Raw genomic sequence first — 21,277 nt, 5'->3', positions numbered from 1 at the left:
GGGCTGTGGACAAGGTCCGGTGTGACCCCCGACCCACCTCTGCGGGGGCGCGTCCGAGGGTCGGTGCTGCTGCGCGGGGCCGGTCCCCTACCCACCCTTCCACCGTTCCCCGGGCGCAGCCCTGACCCTTCGGGACCGGGGCTGCGCCCGGAACCCCAGGGGCTCCGCCCCGGAACCCGGTCCTCAAGCGCCGGACGGCTGAAAAACAGGGCCCGTGCGCATCGCACGGGCCCTGTCGGTGACTACGCGGCGCCTGCTTTGGCGCCCACTCGGTGACTACTCGTCCGCCGCAGCGGCCGCCTTGGTCGCGACCGCCTTCTTCGCGACCGTCTTCTTCGCCGTGGTCGCCTTCTTGGCGGTCGTCGTCTTCTTGGCCGCCGTCGTCTTCTTCGCGGCAGCGGTCTTCGTCGCCGTCGCCTTCTTCGCCGGGGCCTTCTTCGCGGGCGCCTTCTTGGCCGTCTTCTTTACCGGGCCCTTGGCGCGCTTCTCCGCGAGCAGCTCGTAGCCCCGCTCCGGCGTGATCGTCTCGACGTCGTCGTCCCGCCGCAGCGTCGCGTTCGTCTCGCCGTCCGTCACGTACGGACCGAACCGGCCGTCCTTGACGACCACGGGCTTCTCGCTCACCGGGTCGGTGCCCAGCTCCTTCAGCGGCGGCTTCGCGGCCGCGCGCCCCCGCTGCTTGGGCTGCGCGTAGATCGCGAGCGCCTGCTCCAGGGTGATGGCGAACAGCTGGTCCTCGGTCTCCAGCGACCGCGAGTCCGTGCCCTTCTTCAGGTACGGGCCGTAGCGGCCGTTCTGCGCGGTGATCTCCGCGCCCTCCGCGTCCACGCCCACGACGCGGGGAAGGGACATCAGGCGCAGGGCGTCCTCGAGCGTGACCGTGTCCAGGCTCATCGACTGGAACAGCGAGGCCGTCCGCGGCTTCACCGCGTTCTTGCCCGTCTTCGGCGTGCCCTCGGGCAGGATCTCCGTCACGTACGGCCCGTAGCGGCCGTCCTTCGCGACGATTTCGTTCCCGCTGATCGGGTCCTTGCCCAGCTCGAACTCGCCGCTCGGCTTCGCGAAGAGCTCCTCCGCGTACTCGACCGTCAGCTCGTCGGGGGCCAGCTCCTCCGGGACGTCCGCCCGCTGGTGGCCCTCGGCGTCCTTCTCGCCGCGCTCCACGTACGGCCCGTAGCGGCCGACGCGCAGCACGATGCCCTCGCCGACGGGGAAGGAGGAGATCTCCCGGGCGTCGATCGCGCCCAGGTCGGTCACCAGCTCCTTCAGACCGCCGAGCGCGTCACCGTCGGCCGGCACGACCTCGGTCGCGTCCTCCGCGCCGAAGTAGAAGCGCTTGAGCCACGGCACGGACTGGGCCTCGCCCCGCGCGATGCGGTCGAGGTCGTCCTCCATCTTGGCGGTGAAGTCGTAGTCGACGAGCCGCCCGAAGTGCGTCTCCAGCAGGTTGACCACGGCGAACGACAGGAAGGACGGCACGAGCGCCGTGCCCTTCTTGAAGACGTACCCGCGGTCCAGGATCGTGCCGATGATCGACGCGTACGTCGACGGGCGGCCGATCTCCCGCTCTTCCAGCTCCTTGACCAGCGAGGCCTCGGTGTAGCGGGCCGGCGGCTTGGTCGAGTGGCCGTCGACCGTGATCTCCTCGGCCGACAGCGCGTCGCCCTCGGTGACCTGCGGGAGGCGCTTCTCACGGTCGTCGAGCTCGGCGTTCGGGTCGTCCGCACCCTCCACGTAGGCCTTCATGAAGCCGTGGAAGGTGATCGTCTTGCCGGAGGCCGAGAACTCGGCGTCACGGCCGTCGGCCGACCGGCCGCCGATCTTGACGGTCACCGAGTTGCCGACCGCGTCCTTCATCTGGGAGGCGACGGTCCGCTTCCAGATGAGCTCGTACAGGCGGAACTGGTCGCCGGTCAGACCGGTCTCGGCCGGGGTGCGGAAACGATCACCCGAAGGGCGGATCGCCTCGTGCGCCTCCTGCGCGTTCTTGACCTTGCCCGCGTAGACGCGGGGCTTCTCCGGCAGGTACTCGGCGCCGTAGAGCTGCGTGACCTGCGCACGGGCCGCCGACACCGCGGTGTCGGACAGCGTCGTGGAGTCGGTCCGCATGTAGGTGATGAAGCCGTTCTCGTACAGCTTCTGCGCCACCTGCATCGTCGCCTTCGCACCGAAGCCGAGCTTGCGCGAGGCCTCCTGCTGGAGCGTCGTCGTGCGGAACGGGGCGTACGGGGAGCGGCGGTACGGCTTGGACTCGACCGACCTGACGGCGAACGAGGTCTCGGCCAGCGCGGCGGCCAGCGCCCGCGCGTTCGCCTCGTCGAGGTGCAGCACCTCGCTCTTGAGCTGCCCGGTCGAACCGAAGTCGCGGCCCTGCGCCACGCGCTTGCCGTCCACCGTGTTCAGGCGGGCGACCAGCGTGGAGGGGTCGGAGGCGTCACCGGCGCGGCCGGTGGCGAAGGTGCCGGTCAGGTCCCAGTACTCGGCCGAGCGGAAGGCGATGCGCTCGCGCTCCTTCTCGACCACCATGCGGGTGGCCACCGACTGGACGCGGCCCGCCGACAGCTTCGGCATGACCTTCTTCCACAGGACCGGCGAGACCTCGTAGCCGTAGAGGCGGTCGAGGATGCGGCGGGTCTCCTGGGCGTCGACCATGCGCTGGTTGAGCTCGCGCGGGTTGGCGACGGCGTCGCGGATCGCGTCCTTGGTGATCTCGTGGAAGACCATCCGGTGGACGGGGACCTTGGGCTTGAGGACTTCCTGCAGGTGCCACGCGATGGCTTCGCCCTCGCGGTCCTCATCGGTGGCGAGGAAGAGTTCGTCGGACTCGGCCAGCAGCTCCTTGAGCTTCCTGACCTGGGCCTTCTTATCGGCGTTGACGACGTAGATCGGCGCGAAGTCGTGCTCGACGTCCACACCGAGGCGACGGACCTCGCCCGTGTACTTGTCGGGAACCTCGGCCGCGCCGCTGGGGAGGTCGCGGATGTGCCCGACGCTCGCCTCGACGACGTATCCGGGGCCGAGGTAGCCCTTGATCGTCTTCGCCTTGGCAGGGGACTCGACGATGACGAGTCGGCGGCCGCCCTTTGCGGTCTCGCTAGTCGGGGACAACTTGGCTCTTCTCTCCGGTCGGCACTCGGTCGCAGTACGGCGACGCTGCGGAGTGTGACGGTACAACCCGCCCCCGTGTCAAACGGCAGAAGCCCGCAACGGCCACTCGAACGGTAACCCGACAAGTGCCATTTCTGCCGCCCGGATGCCGCGGCAGGCCCTGCGCACTCACCGGGCAGAGTGGCCGAAGGGCCGTCTGGCCCCGCCCCGGGACCCCGCTTCACGTCGCTCTTTACGATCCTGCGCACATTCCGGACGACCGGAGGAAACTCGGCGCGCCGCCGGACGTGAGCGACATCCGGCCGATTCCCCGGCCGCGGTCCCCGAGCCCCACCCGGCCGGACCGAAGCACCCCCCGCCCCAGGGGCGACACCGCCCCGGGGACCCGAATGCCGCAGGGCCCGGATGCCCGGCGCCGTGGATGCCCCGGAGCCCCCGGTCCCGTGACCTTCGCCTCAGCGGGCCCCCGCCCTCACAGCCGTCCGAGGCACCAGACCCCGAGGGCCAGCGACACCCCGCCGGCGAACAGTGCCAGCGGTACGGCCACGACGGGGCGCACGCCCTCGGCCACCGGCGCGCCGCGCAGGGCGCGCGCCCCCGTCCAGGCCAGCAGAGCGGCCCCGAACAGCAGGAACACGGCCGCCGCGAAGATCGCCGGACCGTGTTCCATGCCGTTCACCTCATCCCCCGGGCCGCTCCCGGGATCCCCCCGGATCCCGCTGAGCGGAGGATTTCAGCCGGGGGGATACGACAAGCGAACCCGGGGTTACATCCCGGTGCCGACTGCCCGGGACCTCCCCGGGGCCTGCCGCGACTCCGCGCCAGCCCTGCGCACGGCGGTCGCCGGCCCTGTTCCCCGGCACGGCCCCGGCCCTACTCCCCCGGGGCGCCCGCTCCGGCTTCCGCTCCCGTTCGCGCCCCGGTCAGCGGCTCCAGGAACCCCTGCTCCACCAGCATCCGGATCGCCTCGGGCGTCCGGTCCCGCAGAACCACCGGGTCCTCCTCCACCAACTGGGCGATGGCGTCCAGAATCCGCCCCGCGCTCAGTGATCCGTCACACACCCCGGCGAAGCCGGCCCCGACCGTGTCGACCTTGGTGGCGCGCCGCATGCCCCGGTTCTGCCGGAGCACGACGTGTTCCGGATCCTCCGCGCCGGGCGCGCCGACCTGCTCCTGCACGACCTCGGCAGTCAGCCGGAAGTAGCCCGCGAGCAGGGCCGCGTCATCGTGGTCGCGCAGGTAGTCCTGGCGCGCGAAGTGGTCGAGCACGGCCTCCCCGAGCGGCTGTTCCACCGAGTGCGGCCACTCCTCGACCACGATCGACGGCTCGGCCGCGTCGCTGCGCCGCAGCGTGATCCAGCCGAAGCCGACCGCCTTGGTCTTGCGGGCTTCGAACTCGTCCAGCCAGTCCTCGTACCGCTGTTCGTACTCGGCGGGGTCGGTCCGGTGGTCGCCCGCGTCGCGCAGCCACAGCTCCGCGTACTGCGTCACGTCCTGCACGTCGCGCTGCACGATCCAGGCATCGCAGCCGCGCGGCACCCAGGCCCGTACCCGGTCGTGCCAGTCCTCGCCGTCCACGTGCTGCCAGTTGCCCAGGAACTGCGCGAATCCGCCCGGGTTGAGCCGGGCTCCGGCCTCCTGGACCAGGGTCCGGCACAGGTCGTCGCCGCCCATCCCGCCGTCCCGGTACGTCAGTCGGGCCCCGGGGGAGATCACGAAGGGCGGATTCGACACGATCAGGTCGTACGTGGCCCCGCCGACCGGCTCGAACAGCGACCCGGCGAGCAGTTCCGCCTCGGGTGCCCCCGACAGCGCCAGCGTCAACCGGGTGAACTCCAAGGCCCTCGGGTTGACATCGGTCGCCGTGACCCGGGTCGCGTGCTGGGCCGCGTGCAGCGCCTGGATCCCGGATCCGGTGCCCACGTCGAGGGCCGAGCCGACCGGGGTGCGGACGGTGATCCCCGCCAGCGTCGTGGAGGCGCCGCCGACACCGAGGACCACGCCCTCCTCGCGGCTGCCGATGCCGCCGGCCCCGCCGACGGCGCAGCCGAGGTCGGAGACGATGAACCAGTCCTCGCCGTCCGGACCGCCGTACGGCCGTACGTCCACGGTGGCGTGCACTTCATCGCCCTCCCGCCGCAGCCAGCCGTCGGCCAGCGCCGCGTCGACGGGCAGGGCGGCCGCGGCGTGCACGTACGGCACCGGCTGCCGCAGCAGGAACAGCCGGGTCAGGCTCGCGAGCGGCTCGTCGCCGTGGCTCCGCGTGGCGCGCAGGGCGGGGACCGTCTCGCTGCGGGCCAGCGCGGCGTACGCCGGGGCACCGAGCAGGTCGAGCAGCCCGTCGGCGGTGAAGCCCGCGGCGAGCAACGCGGCGCGCAGCTCGGCCGCGCGGGCCGACGAGGGGAGGCGGGCGGGCAGACCGGGGGGAAGGCTGGTGGTACTCACCCGCCCATTGTGGCCGCTGCCGCCGCCATTGCCCGCGCCACGCCACACGGCCTTCGGCGCGGGCGCCCGTCGCACCCCGCGAGCTCCCGCCCGGGGGCGTCTGCCCCGGACGGGCCCCGGGCGGGCGCAGCACCGTACGACGGGACCTGTCCGCGGCTTTGTCCGCGGACTTGCCCCCGGCTTCGTCCCCGGGCCTGTCCCCGGCTTCGTCCCCGGGCCTGTCCCCAGCCCCCAGCTCCGGACATGCGCCGGGGCGGCCGGGTTCCCGAAGGATCCCGGCCGCCCCGGTGGGTGCGGCGCTGCCGGCGAGCCGGCCGCGCGCGCGGCACGTCCTAGGACTGCGCCGGCGACGGAGTCGTCACCTGGCAGCCCTTCTGACCGTTCATCGCCTTGTCGAGCCCGCCCGCCTTGAGCTGGTCAAGGGCTTCCTTACCGCCCTTGGTCGCTTCCTCCAGGCCGCCCGCGACCTCCTTGAGGCCCTCGGCGAACTTGCCCTGGTCCTTGGCGTCGAGGGCGTCCATCTTCGTCTTCAGGGCGGTGTAGCCCGCCGACGTCGACTCGAAGCCCATGACCGCGGCGGCCTGGGTCTTCTCCCCGTCCTTGACGGGCGGAACTCCCGCGTTCGTCAGGGCCGTACCCATCGCCTTGTACGACTCGGACATGGTCCCGAAGGCCGCCGAGTCGGTCGTCTGGACCTCCTCGGGCTTGCTGCTCTCGGTCGCCACCCGCTTGATGTCGGCGTTCGCCTGCTCGATCTTCGTGAGCTCTGGCTGCCAGCTGTCGCAGACCTTCTTGGCCCAGGCGTCGGTCTTCTTGTCGCCGTCGTCCCCGCCGCAGCCGGACAGGACGAGCATCAGCACCGCAGCGCCCGATACCGCGGCCGCAAGCTTCTTGTTCACCGGATTGGTCCCTTCGAAGGCTCTCGGCCCGGAAGATACACGCCCACCATCCGGGAAACGCAAAGGCGGACGGACGGCGCGTCAGTCCGCGCCCCCCGTCCGCCGTTCGGGCGTACGGTCGAGTCGAGCCGGCCGAGCCGGTTCAGACCCTCGACGGCCGTCTCAGGAAGAGACCGCCGCTGCCGGGTCGCCCTGCTGGCCCACCCGCTCGGCGGGCGCGCCCTCGCCCGCCTCGTCGTCGCCCACGGCGATGCCGCGGCGCTTGGAGATGTACACCGCGCCGACGATGACGCCGATCGAGAGGATCGCCACGATCGCCCGCACGGCCGGGCTGGCGTCGTCGCCGTAGCTGAACTGCACGATCGCGGGGGCGATCAGCAGGGCCACCAGGTTCATGACCTTGAGCAGCGGGTTGATGGCGGGACCGGCGGTGTCCTTGAACGGGTCGCCGACGGTGTCGCCGATGACGACGGCCTCGTGGGCCGCGCTGCCCTTGCCGCCGTGGTGCCCGTCCTCGACGAGCTTCTTCGCGTTGTCCCACGCGCCACCGGAGTTGGCGAGGAAGACCGCCATCAGGGTGCCGGTGCCGATCGCGCCGGCGAGGAAGGACCCGAGGGCTCCGACGCCGAGCGTGAACCCGACGGCGATCGGGGTGAGGACGGCGAGCAGCCCGGGCGTGGCGAGTTCGCGCAGCGCGTCCTTGGTGCAGATGTCCACGACGCGCCCGTACTCGGGCTTCTCGGTGTAGTCCATGATCCCGGGGTGCTCCCGGAACTGGCGGCGCACCTCGTAGACCACCGCGCCCGCCGAGCGGGACACGGCGTTGATGGCGAGGCCGGAGAACAGGAACACGACGGCCGCGCCCAGGATCAGCCCGACCAGGTTGTTGGGCTGCGCGATGTCCAGGCTGAGGTTCATCTCCCCGCCGACCTTGACGCCGACCTCCCTGACCGCGTTCGCGATGGCGTCGTTGTACGAGCCGAAGAGCGCGGCCGCGGCGAGCACGGCCGTGGCGATGGCGATGCCCTTGGTGATGGCCTTGGTGGTGTTGCCCACCGCGTCCAGGTCGGTCAGCACCTGCGCGCCGGCGCCCTCGACGTCCCCGGACATCTCAGCGATGCCCTGGGCGTTGTCGGAGACCGGGCCGAAGGTGTCCATGGCGACGATGACGCCGACGGTGGTGAGCAGGCCGGTGCCGGCCAGTGCCACGGCGAAGAGCGCCAGCATGATCGAGGTGCCGCCGAGCAGGAACGCCCCGTACACGCCGAGGCCGATGAGCAGCGCCGTGTAGACGGCGGACTCCAGACCGACCGAGATGCCGGCGAGCACCACCGTGGCGGCGCCCGTCAGGGAGGACTTGCCGATGTCCCGGACGGGACGCCGGTTGGTCTCGGTGAAGTAGCCGGTGAGCTGCTGGATCAGGGCCGCGAGCACGATGCCGATGGCGACGGCGACCAGCGCCAGGATCCGCGGGTCACCGGAGTGCCCGGAGATCGCGGCGTCCTCGACGCCGAGGAGCTCCTTGTAGGTGCCCGGCAGGTACGCGTAGACGGCGATCGCGACGAGGACCAGCGAGATGGCCGCGGAGATGAAGAAGCCGCGGTTGATGGCGGTCATTCCGCTGCGGTCGGTGCGCCGCGGGGAGACCGCGAAGATGCCGATCATCGCGGTGACGACCCCGATGGCGGGGACGATCAGCGGGAAGGCCAGGCCCAGGTCGCCGAAGGCGGCCTTGCCGAGGATGAGGGCCGCCACCAGGGTGACGGCGTACGACTCGAAGAGGTCGGCGGCCATTCCCGCGCAGTCTCCGACGTTGTCGCCCACGTTGTCGGCGATGGTCGCGGCATTGCGCGGGTCGTCCTCCGGAATGCCCTGCTCGACCTTGCCGACCAGGTCGGCGCCGACGTCGGCGGCCTTGGTGAAGATGCCGCCTCCGACACGCATGAACATCGCGATGAGCGCGGCACCGAGGCCGAAGCCCTCCAGGACCTTGGGCGCGTCGGCGGCGTAGACGAGCACGACGCAGGACGCGCCGAGCAGGCCGAGGCCGACGGTGAACATGCCCACCACGCCGCCGGTGCGGAACGCGATCCGCATGGCCTTGTGGGAGACCTCGGTCAGGTCCTTGGCGGGCTCGCCCTCGGCGGGGGTGGCCTCGCGCGCGGCGGCGGCGACGCGGACGTTGGCACGGACCGCGAGGCGCATGCCGATGTAGCCGGTGGCGGCCGAGAAGACGGCGCCGACGAGGAAGAAGGCGGAACGTCCCGCCCGCTGCGTCCAGTCGTCGGCGGGGAGCAGGAACAGCAGGAAGAACACGACGACGGCGAAGACGCCGAGCGTGCGCAGCTGCCGGCCGAGGTAGGCGTTGGCGCCTTCCTGAACGGCGGCGGCGATCTCCTTCATCTTGTCGGTTCCCTCGTCGGCGGCGAGGACCTGGCGGACCAGGATCTGCGCGACGACGAGCGCGGCGATGGCAACGGCCGCAATGATGATCACGATGAGCCGATTGTCATCCGTGAGTACTGCGGATGCCAGGTCAGTAGTGCGACCGGGCGCGATAGGGGTGAAGAGCCCCGTCATTCGTCCTCCTTGACGTGATGAGCTCAAGATGTGGACGGATTGTAGGGAGCGGGACCCGATCAAAACAGTACGCAGGAAACGGAATTGGCCCGCACTTGCTCCTCACCAATAGATCTGGTCACTCCATTACCCTCGAAAGCGGTAACGGGGCAAAAGCATTGACGCTTGATCAGCGATCCGGAAAACCATCGGAGAACCAGCGGAGAACGATCACGAAATGGATCTACGGGCATACGAAAGGCCCTGCTCGGCAGGGCCTGAATAAGATCAGAAGATACGTCGGCACGCGCGGCGGAACATCATCGGCGCCCACTCGCCCGGTGCCTCGGACGCCTTACCGGCACCCGCCCGGTCCCCCGTCTCCGGACGCCAGGACTCCGGGAACCGACCGCCGCGAAGCCCGGCGGGGGCAGGAAACCGGCCGGGAACCACGAAACCCCCGGGACGGGACAAGAACCCGCCGGGCAGCAAGAGAACCCGCCAGCCGGCGCGAGGGGCACCCGGCGGGCAGCACGAAGCCCCGGGCCCTCCCGGGGCCCGTGAGGACCCGGGCAGCACGAAAACCCGCCGGGCGGCACGAGAGCCACCCGGCGGGCACGAAGCGGTGGGGCGACCGGGCCGCGGCCGTCCACGGCCGGCCGATCCGGCTCCGACCGATCCGGCTCCAGCCGGTTACGGCAGTTCGGAGGCCCCCGAGACGGGCCAGCTCATCCGGATGGTCCCGCCGTTCTCCCCGCTGATGACGTCGACGTCGTCGACCAGGCCGCTGATCACGGCAAGGCCCATCTCGTCCTCGCCCTCGATGTCGGGGTCCAGGACGGCATCGATTCCGGGCACGGCCGCAGACGGACCGCCGGCCGGTCCGGGTACTTCGTCGCTGACCTCGATGGAGAACACCTTCTCCTCCTCGGTCAGCACCACCCGGACGGGCGCGGTCAGCCCGTTGGTGCGATGCAGTCCGACGGCACGCGAACAGGCCTCGCCCACGGCGAGGCGGACCTCGTCGAGGACGGCTTCCTCCACACCGGCCCGCCGCGCCACGGCGGCCGCGACCAGGCGGGCCGTCCGGACGTGTTCGGGCTGGGCGCTGAAGCGCAGTTCAACGGTGGCCATGCGCGTCCCCCTCGGACTACGGGCGTGCCTTACAGGGGCCCGGACCGCTTGTGGCCCGGTACCCCCCGCTCCATCTTCGGCCGTTTCGCCGCCGAGCGCCGTCAGTCGGTGGCGTTGACGGCGTCTTCCACCGAGTTGTGGATCGGAAACACCTTGGTGAGACCGGTGATTCGGAAGATCTTCAGGATGCGCTCCTGGTTGCACACCAGACGCAGCGAGCCCTCGTGCGCGCGGACGCGCTTGAGGCCTCCCACGAGCACACCAAGCCCGGTGGAGTCGAGGAAGTCCACTCGCTCCATGTCGACAACCAAGTGGTAGCTGCCGTCGTTCACCAACTCGACCAACTGCTCGCGCAGCTTGGGCGCGGTATACACATCAATCTCGCCACCGACCTCCACGACCGTACGGTCGCCGACAGTGCGAGTCGACAGGGACAGGTCCACGGATCCTCCAGCACCTTGCTATCGAGCGGCGCCCCCCAGGGGCCTCCCCACCCGAAGGTGGGCGAGGGATTGGCTGCCGCGATGGCATTCAATCACTTACCGGCAGGCGCGCACGACGCCTTCGGACCATTGTCCCGCACGCCGGTGACACACTCGGTTCCAATGGCCAACACTCACCGTCCCGGTCCGCCCACGGCACCCGAGGACATCAGACCCACCCCCGACACGGTCCTGGACCGGCTGTCACGGGGGCCTTCCCGGGCTGCGCGCATCACCCATACGGAGCACTTGCCCCCTCGAGAGGGTCGTCATGCGGTCTGGCCCGATCGCATCCGAACTGATGTCGTAGCCGCGATTCAGGCAGCCGGGATCGACCATCCGTGGGAACACCAGGCCGCGGCCGCCGAGCACGCCCTCGACGGAGAGTCCGTGATCGTCGCCACGGGCACCGCCTCGGGCAAATCGCTGGCCTACCTCGCGCCCGTGCTCTCGGCCCTCGCCGACGGCGCCGAGGCGCCCAACGGCCGGGGCGCGACCGCCCTGTACCTGGCCCCGACCAAGGCCCTGGCCGCCGACCAGCGCCGCGCCGTACGGGAACTGGCCGGCCCCCTCGGCAACGCCGTACGGCCCGCCGTGTACGACGGGGACACCCCGGTCGAGGAGCGCGAGTGGGTGCGCCAGTACGCCAACTACGTCCTCACCAACCCCGACATGCTGCACCGCGGGATCCTCCCGGCCCACCCGCGCTGGTCCTCCTTCCTGCGGTCCCTGCGCTACGTCGTCATCGACGAGTGCCACACCTACCGGGGCGTCTTCGGCTCCCACGTCGCCCAGGTCCTGCGGCGGCTGCGCCGGCTGTGCGCCCGCTACGGCTCCGACCCCGTGTTCCTGCTGGCCTCCGCCACCGCGAGCGACCCGGCGACCGCCGCCTCCCGGCTGACCGGCCTGCCGGTGGTGGAGGTCTCCGACGACGCCTCCCCGCGCGGCGAGGTCGTCTTCGCCCTGTGGGAGCCGCCCCTGACCGACCTCAAGGGCGAGCGGGGCGCACCCGTACGGCGTACGGCCACCGCCGAGACGGCCGATCTCCTCACCGACCTGGTCGTCCAGGGCGTCCGCACGGTCGCCTTCGTCCGCTCCCGGCGCGGCGCCGAGCTGATCGCGGTCATCGCCCAGGAGAAGCTCGCCGCCGTGGACCGCTCGCTGCCCCGGCGGGTCGCGGCCTACCGAGGCGGCTACCTGCCCGAGGAGCGCCGGGCCCTGGAGCGGGCCCTGCACTCCGGGGACCTGCTCGGGCTGGCCGCGACGACCGCCCTGGAGCTGGGCGTGGACGTCTCCGGCCTCGACGCCGTCCTGATCACCGGCTACCCCGGCACCCGCGCCTCCCTGTGGCAGCAGGCCGGCCGGGCCGGACGCTCGGGCCACGGCGCGCTGGCCGTCCTGATCGCCCGCGACGACCCGCTGGACACCTACCTGGTCCACCACCCCGAGGCCCTCTTCAAGCAGCCGGTGGAGGCCACGGTCCTGGACCCCGACAACCCGTACGTCCTGGCCCCGCACCTGTGCGCGGCCGCGGCCGAGCTGCCGCTCACGGAGCCCGACCTCGACCTCTTCGGCCCGGCGGCACGCGACCTCCTCCCCCAGCTCGAAGCGGCGAAACTGTTGCGCCGCCGGGCCACGGCCTGGCACTGGACCCGCCGGGAACGGGCTTCGGACCTCACCGACATCCGGGGCGGCGGCGGACGCCCGGTCCAGATCGTCGAGGCCGCCACGGGCAGGCTGCTGGGCACGGTCGACGAGGAGGCCTCCCACACCGCCGTCCACGACGGGGCGGTCCACCTCCACCAGGGCCGCACGTACCTCGTGAAGCACCTGGACCTGGAGGACTCCGTCGCGCTGGTCGAGGAGGCGAATCCGCCGTTCTCCACCACGGCCCGCGATACGACCGCCATCTCCGTCCTGGAGACCGAGACGGAGATCCCCTGGGGCCGGGGCAGGCTCTGCTTCGGCTCCGTGGAGGTCACCAACCAGGTCGTCTCCTACCTGCGCCGCAAACTGATCACCGGCGAGGTGCTCGGCGAAGCCAAACTGGACCTCCCGCCCCGCACCCTGCGCACCCGGGCCGTGTGGTGGACGGTCACCGAGGACCAGCTCGACGAGGCCCGGATCAACCCGGAGATCCTCGGCGGCGCCCTGCACGCCGCCGAGCACGCCTCCATCGGCCTGCTCCCGCTCTTCGCCACCTGCGACCGCTGGGACATCGGCGGGGTCTCCGTCCCGCTGCATCCCGACACCCTCCTCCCGACGGTCTTCGTCTACGACGGCCACCCCGGCGGAGCGGGCTTCGCCGAGCGCGCCTTCCACACGGCCCGCGCCTGGCTGACGGCGACCCGCGACGCGATCGCCGCCTGCGAATGCGAGGCCGGCTGCCCGTCCTGCATCCAGTCCCCCAAATGCGGCAACGGCAACGACCCCCTGCACAAGCGCGGCGCCGTCCGCCTCCTCACCCACCTCCTCTCGGAATCCCCGACTCCCGACCCGCCCGCCTGAGTCCTCCTCGGCCCTCCTGAGCCCCTCAGGAGGGCCCCCACCGGGCCCGGACCCTTCCGGCCGTGCCCCGGGCCGGAGCCGCTGATCCAGGGGCACCGAGCTGGACCTCGGGCTTCGCGGGACCTCCGGCGATTGGCTTGATATCGCCCTTGGCGCCGCCCGGACCGTGTCAGCCCATCGCGACCACCTGCCCGTCCCCCTGACCGCGCCCGGACCACCCGTCCGTCCCCCGGCCCACCCGGCCCCTCCCGGGCGGGCCGCCGGGCAGCCGTGGCCCGGCACGGCCGCGGAACCGGGGGACCCGGGGGCCTGGAGACCGGCCCGGTGGACGCCCCCTCACCGGGGTTCCCCGGTGAGGGGCGGGCCCGCGCGGGAGCTCAGCTCCGGTCCGAAGGGGCCCGTCGGGGCGCGGGCGGTGACCTCCGCGACCTCTCCCGTCACCGCGCACCCGGTGACCCGCGCACCCTGCGCCACTGCCACCCGTACCGCCGTGGCGCAGGCGGCCGCCGGGCCGTGGGCCCAGCTCGCGGCCGCCGCGAGGGCGGCCAGGTCGGCCGCCGCCGCTGCACGGTGCCGGGAGACCACCGCCTGCCCGAGCAGGAGCACCCCGCCGAACACCGCCACCAGCACGGTCGCCACCACGACCCCCCACACCGTGGCCGACCCCCGGTCCCGGGCGCCCGCACACGTCCCGGTCACGGCGGCGGCCCCACGGTGTCCTCGGCCAGGGCGGCGGCCAGGGCGGTGAGGCGGACCGGCAGCGCGGCCGGTCCCGGAGCGGGAGCCGAGACACGGACCCGCCACAGGTCACCCGTCCGCGAGAGCTCCACCCGCGCCCCGGGCGGGGCGGCGGCCACGGCTGCCGCCACCGCCGCGCCCGCCGGCTCCGACCTGGCCGCCGCCCGGGCACCGGCCCGAGCGGCGTCCACACAGCGGATCTGCGCGGCTGCCGCCATCAGCGCCCACACCAGCAGTGCCGCGAACAGCACCAGCGCCGGAATCACCAGGGCCGCCTCCGCCGTCACATATCCGCGGTCAGAACGGCGCTCAGAGGCGCACTCAGAACGGCGCATCGAGTGCCTTCCCGATGGTCGACTGAAGTGCTGTCGAGACCAGTTCACTCGTCACCACCCTGTACAGAACGGCCGCGAACGCACACGCCGCGATCGTGCCCATGGCGTATTCGGATGTCGACATTCCCGCGTCACCCCCACGCCCCTTCCGTCCCACCAGTCCCGCCATTGCCGCCCGCACGCGAATCCAGATGATCGACATGACAACCTCCGGTTGATTCAGCTTTTTGACGTGATCTCAGATCTCGTATCTCGGATGTCAGATGGTCATTTCAGGTGGCCAATTCGGTCGGCCATTCCGACGGCTCTTCAGATGACCCCTCAGCAGTCGTTCCGGTGACTCCTCAGCAGGCCCTCCAGTGGCCCTCCAGCCGACCCTTCAGCCCGCGGAGAGGAGGCCGGAGGCCATTCCGATCACCACCGGTGCCACTCCCAGCGCTAGGAAGGCGGGGAGGAAACACAGGCCCACCGGTGCGGTGACGAGGACCGCCGCCCGCTGCGCCCGGGCTCCCGCCCGGCGGGCGCGGTCCGCCCGGAGCGTCGAGGCGAGCCGGGACACCGGTTCCGCGGCGGGCGCCCCCGTACGTGCGGAGCGCTCCAGGCATTCGGCCAGGGCCCGCGCTCCCGGTATCTCCGCCAACCTCCCCCACGCGGCGCCCGGTTCCCCGCCGAGCCGCAGCTCCGCCCCGGCCATCGCGAGCCGTTCGCCCACCGGGCCGCCCAGCGACTCCCCCACCGCCTCGGCGGCGTCCACCGGCCCGGCTCCGGCCGCCAGGCACGCGGCCAACAGGTCTGCGGCGAAAGGCAGCTGGCGCTCCGCCTCCCCGAGGTCCGCCCCCCTTGCCGGCCGTCGCCGTGCGAGCCACCTGCGGACCGCGAAGCCCGCCGCGCAGCCGGCCACCGCGCCCGCGAGTCCGCCGATCAGCAGCCAGGCCGCCGCCAGCGCTCCGGCCGGCCCGGCCCAGGCCGTCACCACCGCCCGCAGCCGGGGCCCGGCCGGCGGCCGCCTGCGCGCCGCCTCCACCGAGAGCAGCCGGGTGAGCCGGCGCCGGGCCGCCCGCGCCCGGATGCGCGCGGCGACCGCCGACGCCGCCCACAGCGCCCCTGCCGCGAGGCACAGGGCCGTCCCCAGCCTGTGGATGGCGAAGCCGTCCATCACCGCTCCCCCACCCGTACGATCCGCCGGCACCACAGCAGCCCCAGCCCCTCCAGCACCGAGCCCGCCAGCAGGCAGCCCCACCCCACCGGCGTGTGCAGGAGCACCCGCAGCGGATCGGCCCCCAGCCCGGTGCCGATCAGCAGACCGACCGCCGGGAGCAGGGCGAGCACCGCCGTCGTCGACCGGGCTCCCGTGAGCTGGGCGCGCAGTGATTCCTCCCGGTCCCGCTCGGCCCGCAGGGCCCCTTCCAGCCGGTCCAGTCCGGCGGCCAGCCCGGCACCGCCGTCCACCGAGACCCGCCAGCAGGCCGCCATCGCCGCCAGCCCCTCCGCGCCGGGCTCCCGCGCCGCCTGCCGCAGTGCTGCGGACACATCCCCTCCGAAGGCGGCGGCCGCCAGGACCCCGACCTCCGCGACTCCCGGCCCGCCGGGGCCGGACACCGTCCGGCGCATCGCCTCGGTCAGCGCCCGGCCGGGCTGCGCACCGGCGCGCAGCTCGCCCACCACCGCTCCGCACAGGGCCACCACTTCGGCGGCCCGCGCCGTCCGGGCCCGCGCCCGCTCCCCGGCCCGCAGCCACCGGCGCACCAGCGGCACCGCCGCCGCCCCCGCGAGCAGCGGGATCACCGACCCGCCCAGCAGTGCGAGCGCCAGCCCGGCGCCGAGGCAGGCCCACTCCCGGCTGCGCGCGGCCCGGACCCGGGCCCCGGCCACCAGGTGCTCCCAGGGCGCCGGTCCGGCCGCTACCGGCGGCCCCGCCCCGGCCAGTACCGCCCTGGCCCGCCGGGGCACCCGGTCGGCCCCCGCGAGCGCCCAGGCGGCCGCTCCGGCGCACAGCACCCCGGCGAACACCGGCAGCGCCGCCACCGCCCCGGCGCTCACCGGGCACCGGCGAGCAGCGGGCGCAGCCGCTCCCAGCCCCGGTCCCGTACGAACCCCCGGGCGCCCCAGCGCAGCGCCGGCACGGTGACCACGAGCCCGGCCGGGTCCCGCTCCAGGACGTGCACCTCGGCGACCCGGCGCCGGCCGGCCCGGTCCCGTACGAGGTGGACCACCAGGGTCAGGGCAGCCGCCAACTGGCTGTGCAGGGCGGCCCGGTCCAGCCCGGCGGCCGTCCCGAGGGCCTCCAGCCGGGCCGGCACATGGGCGGCGGCATTCGCGTGGACCGTGCCACAGCCGCCTTCGTGCCCCGTGTTGAGGGCGGCCAGCAGGTCGGCGACCTCGGCGCCGCGGACCTCACCGACGACGAGGCGGTCCGGCCTCATCCGCAGTGCCTGGCGGACCAGGTCGGCGAGGGTGACCTGACCGGCGCCCTCCTGGTTGGCCGGCCGGGTCTCGAGCCGCACCACGTGCGGATGGTCGGGCCGCAGCTCGGCCGAGTCCTCGGCGAGCACGATCCGCTCCCCGGGGCCGACCAGCCCGAGCAGGGCGCTGAGCAGCGTGGTCTTGCCGGTGCCAGTGCCGCCCGAGACCAAAAAGGACAGCCGGGCCCGCACCATGTCCCGCAGCAGCCGCTGCCCGCCGGGCGGCAGCGTCCCCGCCGCGACCAGCTCCTCCAGCGTGAAGGCGCGCGGCCGCACCACCCGCAGGGACAGGCAGGCCGAGCCGACGGCCACCGGAGGAAGTACGGCGTGCAACCGGGTGCCGTCGGGCATCCGGGCGTCGACCCAGGGCCGGGCGTCGTCGAGCCGGCGCCCGGCGACGGCGGCGAGCCGCTGAGCGAGCCTGCGCACGGCGGCGGCGTCGGCGAAGGTCACCCCGGTCAGCTCCAGCCCGCCGCCGCGGTCCACCCACACCCGGTCGGGGGCCGCCACCAGGACGTCGGTGACCTCGGGGTCGGCGAGGAGCGCCTCCAGCGGGCCGGCGCCGACCAGTTCGGACCTCAGTTCCGCGGCGACGCCGAGCACTTCCGCGTCGCCCAGCAGCCGGCCTTGTGCCCGCAGGGCTGCGGCCACCCGCGCCGGGGTGGGCTCCGCCCCGCTCTCGGCGAGGCTCTGGCGCACCGCGTCGAGGAGTACGGCGCTCATGCCGACACCCCCTGGGCGGAGCCGAGCGCGCGCTGCCAGAAGCCGTCGCAGAAGCGGGCCAGAGCGCCCCGGCCGTACGCTCCCGGGGGCTCGCCCTCGGCCACCCGGCCCGGGAGCCCCACCTCGACCGGCACTTCACCGGCCAGCGGCACCCCCAGCAGTCCGGCGACGGCCTCGGCGTCGAGTCCGCCGGGCGCGGGGCCCCGTACGACCACGCGGACGTCGCGGGCCACCATGCGGACTCCGGCGGACACCCGGCCGGCGGCGGCCACCGCCCGCAGCTCTCCCCGCACCACCATCAGCACCAGGTCCAGCTGCGCGATCACCTCGGCCACGGCTTCGTCGACCCGGCGCGGCAGGTCGACCACGACGACCCCGCCCCGGCGCCGCGCGGCGGCCACCACGGAGCGCATCGCCGCGGGCGGCACCACCACCCGCTCCCCGCGGTCCCAGCTGAGCACCCTCAGGGCGTGCAGTTCGGGCAGGGATTCGGCGAGGGCTCCGGCGCCGACCCGGCCGCGCGAGGCGGCGAAGTCGGGCCAGCGCAGTCCTTCGGCGGCTTCGCCTCCGAGGAGGACGTCCATGCCGCCGCCGAGGGGGTCGCCGTCGATGAGGATGGTCCGCTCGCCGGCCCGGGCGGCCCGCAGGGCCAGGGCGCAGGCGAGGGTGGAGGCTCCGGCTCCGCCGCTGCCCCCGATCACCCCGACCGTGAGGGCGGGCCGCCCGGCCCCCTCCACCACATCGGCGATCCGGTCGACGAGCCGGCTCTCGGCGTCGGGGAGGGTCAGCACCTCCTCGGCGCCGATCTCCAGCGCCCGCTGCCATACGTGGGGGTCGTCCAGATCCCGGCCGACGAGGAAGACCCCGTCCCGCCGGGGTGCGCCGCGCACCCGCCGGGCGGCGTCGTCGCCGACCAGCACGAGCGGCGCCGATTCCCAGCCGACCCCCGCGACCCCGGCAGCACCCGCGACGCCCGCGGCTCCCGAGGCGCCCCCGCCACTCCCGTCGCCGTCCTCACGATCGGCTCCGCTTTGCTCGGGCACCGCGTGGTGCACATGTGGCTCGGCCCCCGCTGCGGCGCACAGCCGCAGCAGGTCGTCGAGCAGCAGGGGGTCCTCCGTGATGATCAGCGGCCGTCCACCGGCGGGCACAGGCCCGCCAGCCCCAGGATTCAGCCTGCCCCCGCCCGCCACCGCGAGATCCCGGACTTCACACGACTTCGATCCAGCCACGATCTCCGCCTCCTTCTCACCGCAAATCCAGCGCCGCGGACTTCGCGGCCGGAATCACCGTGACGGGATCGGGAAAAAGAAGTGGATCTTGCTCGAAAACCGTGGACAGCCGCCCCATTGTGAATAACCCGCTCACCCCAACAGGTGAGTTTCAGAGCGCGCCGGAACAACTACACAGCGTGACGAGTTCGGGGAAGTGAGGGCCTTCGACGCACGGACCCCTCAAAGACGAGGAGGCCCGAGGAATGATCACTTGGGGTCGAAAGCAGGGACGCGAACCGCGTCCGGACATGCGACGACCCCCGCCGGGGGGGAGAGCGGGGGTCGTCCCCACGGTCCGACTCGGGGGGGGAGGAGCCAGACCGGGTTAGCACGGTCGCGAACGATCCGTGACTTCCATGGTGTACCCGAGAGCCTTCTCAGGCAAACCCACGCGCCGCACTTTACGCCGAATGGTGGGCGCATATGCTCGGGTCGTGGAAAATCAGCCCTTGCCGCACTCCTTGCCTCGCACCGCAGCCTTCTTCGACCTGGACAAGACGGTCATTGCGAAGTCGAGCACTCTGACGTTCAGCAAGTCCTTCTACCAGGGCGGCCTGATCAACCGAAGGGCCGTGCTGCGCACCGCCTACACGCAGTTCATCTATCTGGCCGGCGGCGCCGACCACGATCAGATGGAACGGATGCGGGAGTACCTGTCCGCCCTCTGCAAGGGGTGGAACGTGCAGCAGGTCCGGGAGATCGTCGCCGAGACCCTGCACGACCTCATCGACCCGCTGATCTACGACGAGGCCGCCTCCCTCATCGAGGCCCACCACACCGCGGGCCGCGACGTGGTGATCGTGTCCACCTCCGGAGCCGAGGTCGTCGAACCCATCGGCGAGATGCTCGGCGCCGACCGGGTCGTCGCCACGCGGATGGTCGTGGGCGAGGACGGCTGCTTCACCGGCGAGATCGAGTACTACGCCTACGGCCCCACCAAGGCGGAGGCCGTACGGGAACTCGCGGAGTCCGAGGGGTACGACCTCTCGCGCTGCTACGCGTACAGCGACTCGGTCACCGACGTCCCGATGCTCGAGGCGGTCGGGCACCCGCACGCGGTCAACCCCGACCGGGCACTGCGGCGGGAGGCGGTGGCGCGCGAGTGGCCGGTGCTGGTGTTCAACCGGCCGGTACGGCTGAAGCAGCGGCTGCCGGGACTGTCGATGCCGACGCGGCCGGCACTGGTCGCCGCAGCAGCGGTGGGCGCGGCCGCGGCCACCGCCGGGCTGGTCTGGTACGCGAGTCGGCGGCGCGCCCTGGCCGCCGCCGCGCCCCGCTGACCTGCGCGAACACCGGGCGTCCGATACATCCGGAATCGCACCGGAAAGCAAAGAAATGCGGCCAGGGGTTTCGCTCCACCCCGAAGCGGAGTACAAAGGAGTCAAGGCCCGCGAGACCAAAGAACATCCGAGAGGATCATCTTTAAAACGCAGTATGGCCCACGGACCGAAGCAAGATCGCATGAACGCCGAGCACCCACGCGACGTCGACCCGTCGATTACGGGCCAGCCGCACCAGGTGACGGGCAAAGCTCCCGACCTGATGGGCAAACTTCGAGGACGCTTGGTAACTGGGCGTAAATGCCAGCGGCGACACCAGAGCAGTACGGTGTCGCCGCAACCCATGTCCGGGCCCGAAACCGGGCCCGAGGCCGGAGCCGGGGCCGAGGCCGGAGCCGGGGCCGGAACCGACCCCGGAGAGCCTCGCCCCCGTCAGGCCGCGCCGCGCTGGAGCGCCTCGCAGACCGCCGTCGACTCGCGGACCCCGAGCTCGACCGCCCGGCCGCAGTGCGCGATCCAGGCGGACATTCCCTCCGCAGTTCCGGAGACGTAGCCCTTGAAGGCCTCCACGTAGGCCTCCCGGCCCTGTTCCGCGTGGCCGACCTCCGCCGGACAGATCGCCTTCGGGTCCAGCCCGCTGTTGATCAGCACGATCCGCTCCGCCGTCCGCGCCACCAGGCCGTTGTACGAGCCGAACGGACGCAGCGCGAGCAGCTCGCCGTGCACCACCGCCGCCGTGATCAGCGCCGGAGCGGAACCGCCCGCGATGATCAGGCGGGAGAGCCCGTCCAGCCGGCCCGCCACCTCCTGCGCGTCGGGCAGGGGCAGGTCGATCAGCGGCTCGTCCACCGGCTCTCCGGCCAGCCGGGGCCGGCCGACCACGTCGCCGTCGGCCGTGGAGCCCGAGGCCACCAGGTGGAGCCGCGCCAGGACCCGTAGCGGCGACTGGCGCCAGATGCTCAGCAGCTGGCCCGCCTCCGCCGTCAGGCGCAGGGCGGCGCCCACCGTGCGCGCCTGCGGCTCCGAGCCGAAGTCGCTCCGGCGGCGGACCTCCTCCAGCGCCCAGTCGGCCCCGGACAGCGCGGCGCTGCCGCGGGCCGCGCGCAGTGCGGCCTCCGAGGTGATCTCCCCGGCGCGGCGGCGCATGACGCGGTGGCCGTAGACCCGGTCCACGGCCTTGCGTACGGAATCCACGGACTCGGCGACGCCCGGCAGACCGGCCAGCGGGGCGAGCGGATCGGCGGCGGCGGCTCCAGAAGAGGCCGAGGCGGCGGAAGCAGAGGCGCTACTCATAAGTAAGGAGCCTACGCACTGCTCCCCCATAGCACCG

Annotated in this window: 17 protein-coding genes; 2 read left to right on the top strand and 15 right to left on the bottom strand. The window is 72.9% G+C overall.

Annotated elements, in window-relative coordinates; all coding sequences use genetic code 11:
- Positions 1 to 276 precede the first annotated feature (276 nt).
- From topA to bldG, 7 genes are all read right to left on the bottom strand, one after another.
- On the bottom strand, positions 277 to 3,108 hold the full coding sequence (gene topA / locus ACFWBW_RS01305) for a type I DNA topoisomerase (RefSeq protein WP_385367423.1): 2,832 nt from the start codon (positions 3,106 to 3,108) through the stop codon (positions 277 to 279).
- 472 nt (positions 3,109 to 3,580) lie between these two features.
- A complete protein-coding gene (locus ACFWBW_RS01300) occupies positions 3,581 to 3,778 on the bottom strand; it encodes a hypothetical protein (protein ID WP_385367422.1) in 198 nt (65 codons plus the stop codon).
- Positions 3,779 to 3,981: 203 nt separating this feature from the next.
- Positions 3,982 to 5,553, bottom strand: coding sequence for a methyltransferase (locus ACFWBW_RS01295; protein ID WP_385367421.1), 1,572 nt, complete (start codon positions 5,551 to 5,553; stop codon positions 3,982 to 3,984).
- A 332-nt stretch (positions 5,554 to 5,885) separates the two neighbouring features.
- Positions 5,886 to 6,452 carry a small secreted protein gene (locus ACFWBW_RS01290; RefSeq protein ID WP_385367420.1) on the bottom strand — a complete coding sequence of 189 codons (567 nt, stop codon included), beginning with the start codon at positions 6,450 to 6,452 and terminating at the stop codon, positions 5,886 to 5,888.
- A 162-nt stretch (positions 6,453 to 6,614) separates the two neighbouring features.
- Complete coding sequence (locus tag ACFWBW_RS01285; protein ID WP_385367419.1) at positions 6,615 to 9,032, bottom strand: sodium-translocating pyrophosphatase; 2,418 nt, start codon at positions 9,030 to 9,032, stop codon at positions 6,615 to 6,617.
- 672 nt (positions 9,033 to 9,704) lie between these two features.
- The gene (locus tag ACFWBW_RS01280) at positions 9,705 to 10,145 is read right to left on the bottom strand and encodes an ATP-binding protein (protein ID WP_385367418.1); all 441 of its coding nucleotides are present in this window, start codon (positions 10,143 to 10,145) and stop codon (positions 9,705 to 9,707) included.
- Positions 10,146 to 10,246: 101 nt separating this feature from the next.
- Positions 10,247 to 10,588, bottom strand: coding sequence for an anti-sigma factor antagonist BldG (gene bldG / locus ACFWBW_RS01275; RefSeq protein WP_243339893.1), 342 nt, complete (start codon positions 10,586 to 10,588; stop codon positions 10,247 to 10,249).
- Between the two features lie 81 nt (positions 10,589 to 10,669).
- Here bldG and ACFWBW_RS01270 point away from each other — a divergent pair, with 81 nt between their 5' ends.
- Positions 10,670 to 13,135 (top strand): DEAD/DEAH box helicase, encoded by a 2,466-nt coding sequence (locus tag ACFWBW_RS01270; RefSeq protein ID WP_385367417.1) that lies wholly within the window; start codon positions 10,670 to 10,672, stop codon positions 13,133 to 13,135.
- 336 nt (positions 13,136 to 13,471) lie between these two features.
- On the opposite strand, the gene ACFWBW_RS01265 is transcribed toward ACFWBW_RS01270, so the two are convergent.
- From ACFWBW_RS01265 to ssd, 7 genes are all read right to left on the bottom strand, one after another.
- Complete coding sequence (locus ACFWBW_RS01265; RefSeq protein ID WP_385367416.1) at positions 13,472 to 13,777, bottom strand: Rv3654c family TadE-like protein; 306 nt, start codon at positions 13,775 to 13,777, stop codon at positions 13,472 to 13,474.
- Positions 13,778 to 13,830: 53 nt separating this feature from the next.
- A complete protein-coding gene (locus tag ACFWBW_RS01260; RefSeq protein ID WP_385367415.1) occupies positions 13,831 to 14,160 on the bottom strand; it encodes a TadE family type IV pilus minor pilin in 330 nt (109 codons plus the stop codon).
- 34 nt (positions 14,161 to 14,194) lie between these two features.
- Positions 14,195 to 14,377 (bottom strand): DUF4244 domain-containing protein, encoded by a 183-nt coding sequence (locus ACFWBW_RS01255; protein ID WP_385367462.1) that lies wholly within the window; start codon positions 14,375 to 14,377, stop codon positions 14,195 to 14,197.
- 210 nt (positions 14,378 to 14,587) lie between these two features.
- Positions 14,588 to 15,364, bottom strand: coding sequence for a type II secretion system F family protein (locus ACFWBW_RS01250; protein ID WP_385367414.1), 777 nt, complete (start codon positions 15,362 to 15,364; stop codon positions 14,588 to 14,590).
- Positions 15,364 to 16,248 carry a type II secretion system F family protein gene (locus ACFWBW_RS01245; protein ID WP_385367413.1) on the bottom strand — a complete coding sequence of 295 codons (885 nt, stop codon included), beginning with the start codon at positions 16,246 to 16,248 and terminating at the stop codon, positions 15,364 to 15,366. The genes ACFWBW_RS01250 and ACFWBW_RS01245 overlap by 1 nt, the downstream gene beginning before the upstream one ends.
- On the bottom strand, positions 16,245 to 17,393 hold the full coding sequence (locus ACFWBW_RS01240; protein ID WP_385367412.1) for a TadA family conjugal transfer-associated ATPase: 1,149 nt from the start codon (positions 17,391 to 17,393) through the stop codon (positions 16,245 to 16,247). The genes ACFWBW_RS01245 and ACFWBW_RS01240 overlap by 4 nt, the downstream gene beginning before the upstream one ends.
- The gene (ssd, locus tag ACFWBW_RS01235; protein WP_385367411.1) at positions 17,390 to 18,544 is read right to left on the bottom strand and encodes a septum site-determining protein Ssd; all 1,155 of its coding nucleotides are present in this window, start codon (positions 18,542 to 18,544) and stop codon (positions 17,390 to 17,392) included. Before ssd ends, ACFWBW_RS01240 begins: the two co-directional genes overlap by 4 nt.
- 533 nt (positions 18,545 to 19,077) lie before the next feature.
- Between ssd and ACFWBW_RS01230 the strand changes: the two genes are divergently transcribed.
- On the top strand, positions 19,078 to 19,947 hold the full coding sequence (locus tag ACFWBW_RS01230) for an HAD family hydrolase (RefSeq protein WP_385367410.1): 870 nt from the start codon (positions 19,078 to 19,080) through the stop codon (positions 19,945 to 19,947).
- A 432-nt stretch (positions 19,948 to 20,379) separates the two neighbouring features.
- Here ACFWBW_RS01230 and ACFWBW_RS01225 read toward each other — a convergent pair whose 3' ends face one another.
- Positions 20,380 to 21,240, bottom strand: coding sequence for an oxidoreductase (locus ACFWBW_RS01225; RefSeq protein WP_385367409.1), 861 nt, complete (start codon positions 21,238 to 21,240; stop codon positions 20,380 to 20,382).
- Between the last annotated feature and the right edge of the window lie 37 nt (positions 21,241 to 21,277).

The organism is Streptomyces sp. NPDC059957, from assembly GCF_042730015.1.
In the GTDB taxonomy this organism is placed as follows: Bacteria; Actinomycetota; Actinomycetes; order Streptomycetales; family Streptomycetaceae; genus Streptomyces.
The sequence above is the reverse complement of the archived record's forward strand: the minus strand, read 5'-3'. Positions and strand labels throughout refer to the sequence as shown.

Bases quoted from the DNA above. Each gene is read 5' to 3' on its own strand.
- ACFWBW_RS01300 (WP_385367422.1), bottom strand. From the start codon at position 3,778: ATGGAACACGGTCCGGCGATCTTCGCGGCGGCCGTGTTCCTGCTGTTC.
- ACFWBW_RS01285 (WP_385367419.1), bottom strand. From the start codon at position 9,032: ATGACGGGGCTCTTCACCCCTATCGCGCCCGGTCGCACTACTGACCTG.
- ACFWBW_RS01280 (WP_385367418.1), bottom strand. From the start codon at position 10,145: ATGGCCACCGTTGAACTGCGCTTCAGCGCCCAGCCCGAACACGTCCGG.
- ACFWBW_RS01270 (WP_385367417.1), top strand. From the start codon at position 10,670: ATGGCATTCAATCACTTACCGGCAGGCGCGCACGACGCCTTCGGACCA.
- ACFWBW_RS01255 (WP_385367462.1), bottom strand. From the start codon at position 14,377: ATGGCGGGACTGGTGGGACGGAAGGGGCGTGGGGGTGACGCGGGAATG.
- ACFWBW_RS01250 (WP_385367414.1), bottom strand. From the start codon at position 15,364: ATGGACGGCTTCGCCATCCACAGGCTGGGGACGGCCCTGTGCCTCGCG.
- ACFWBW_RS01240 (WP_385367412.1), bottom strand. From the start codon at position 17,393: ATGAGCGCCGTACTCCTCGACGCGGTGCGCCAGAGCCTCGCCGAGAGC.
- ACFWBW_RS01230 (WP_385367410.1), top strand. From the start codon at position 19,078: ATGGTGGGCGCATATGCTCGGGTCGTGGAAAATCAGCCCTTGCCGCAC.
- ACFWBW_RS01225 (WP_385367409.1), bottom strand. From the start codon at position 21,240: ATGAGTAGCGCCTCTGCTTCCGCCGCCTCGGCCTCTTCTGGAGCCGCC.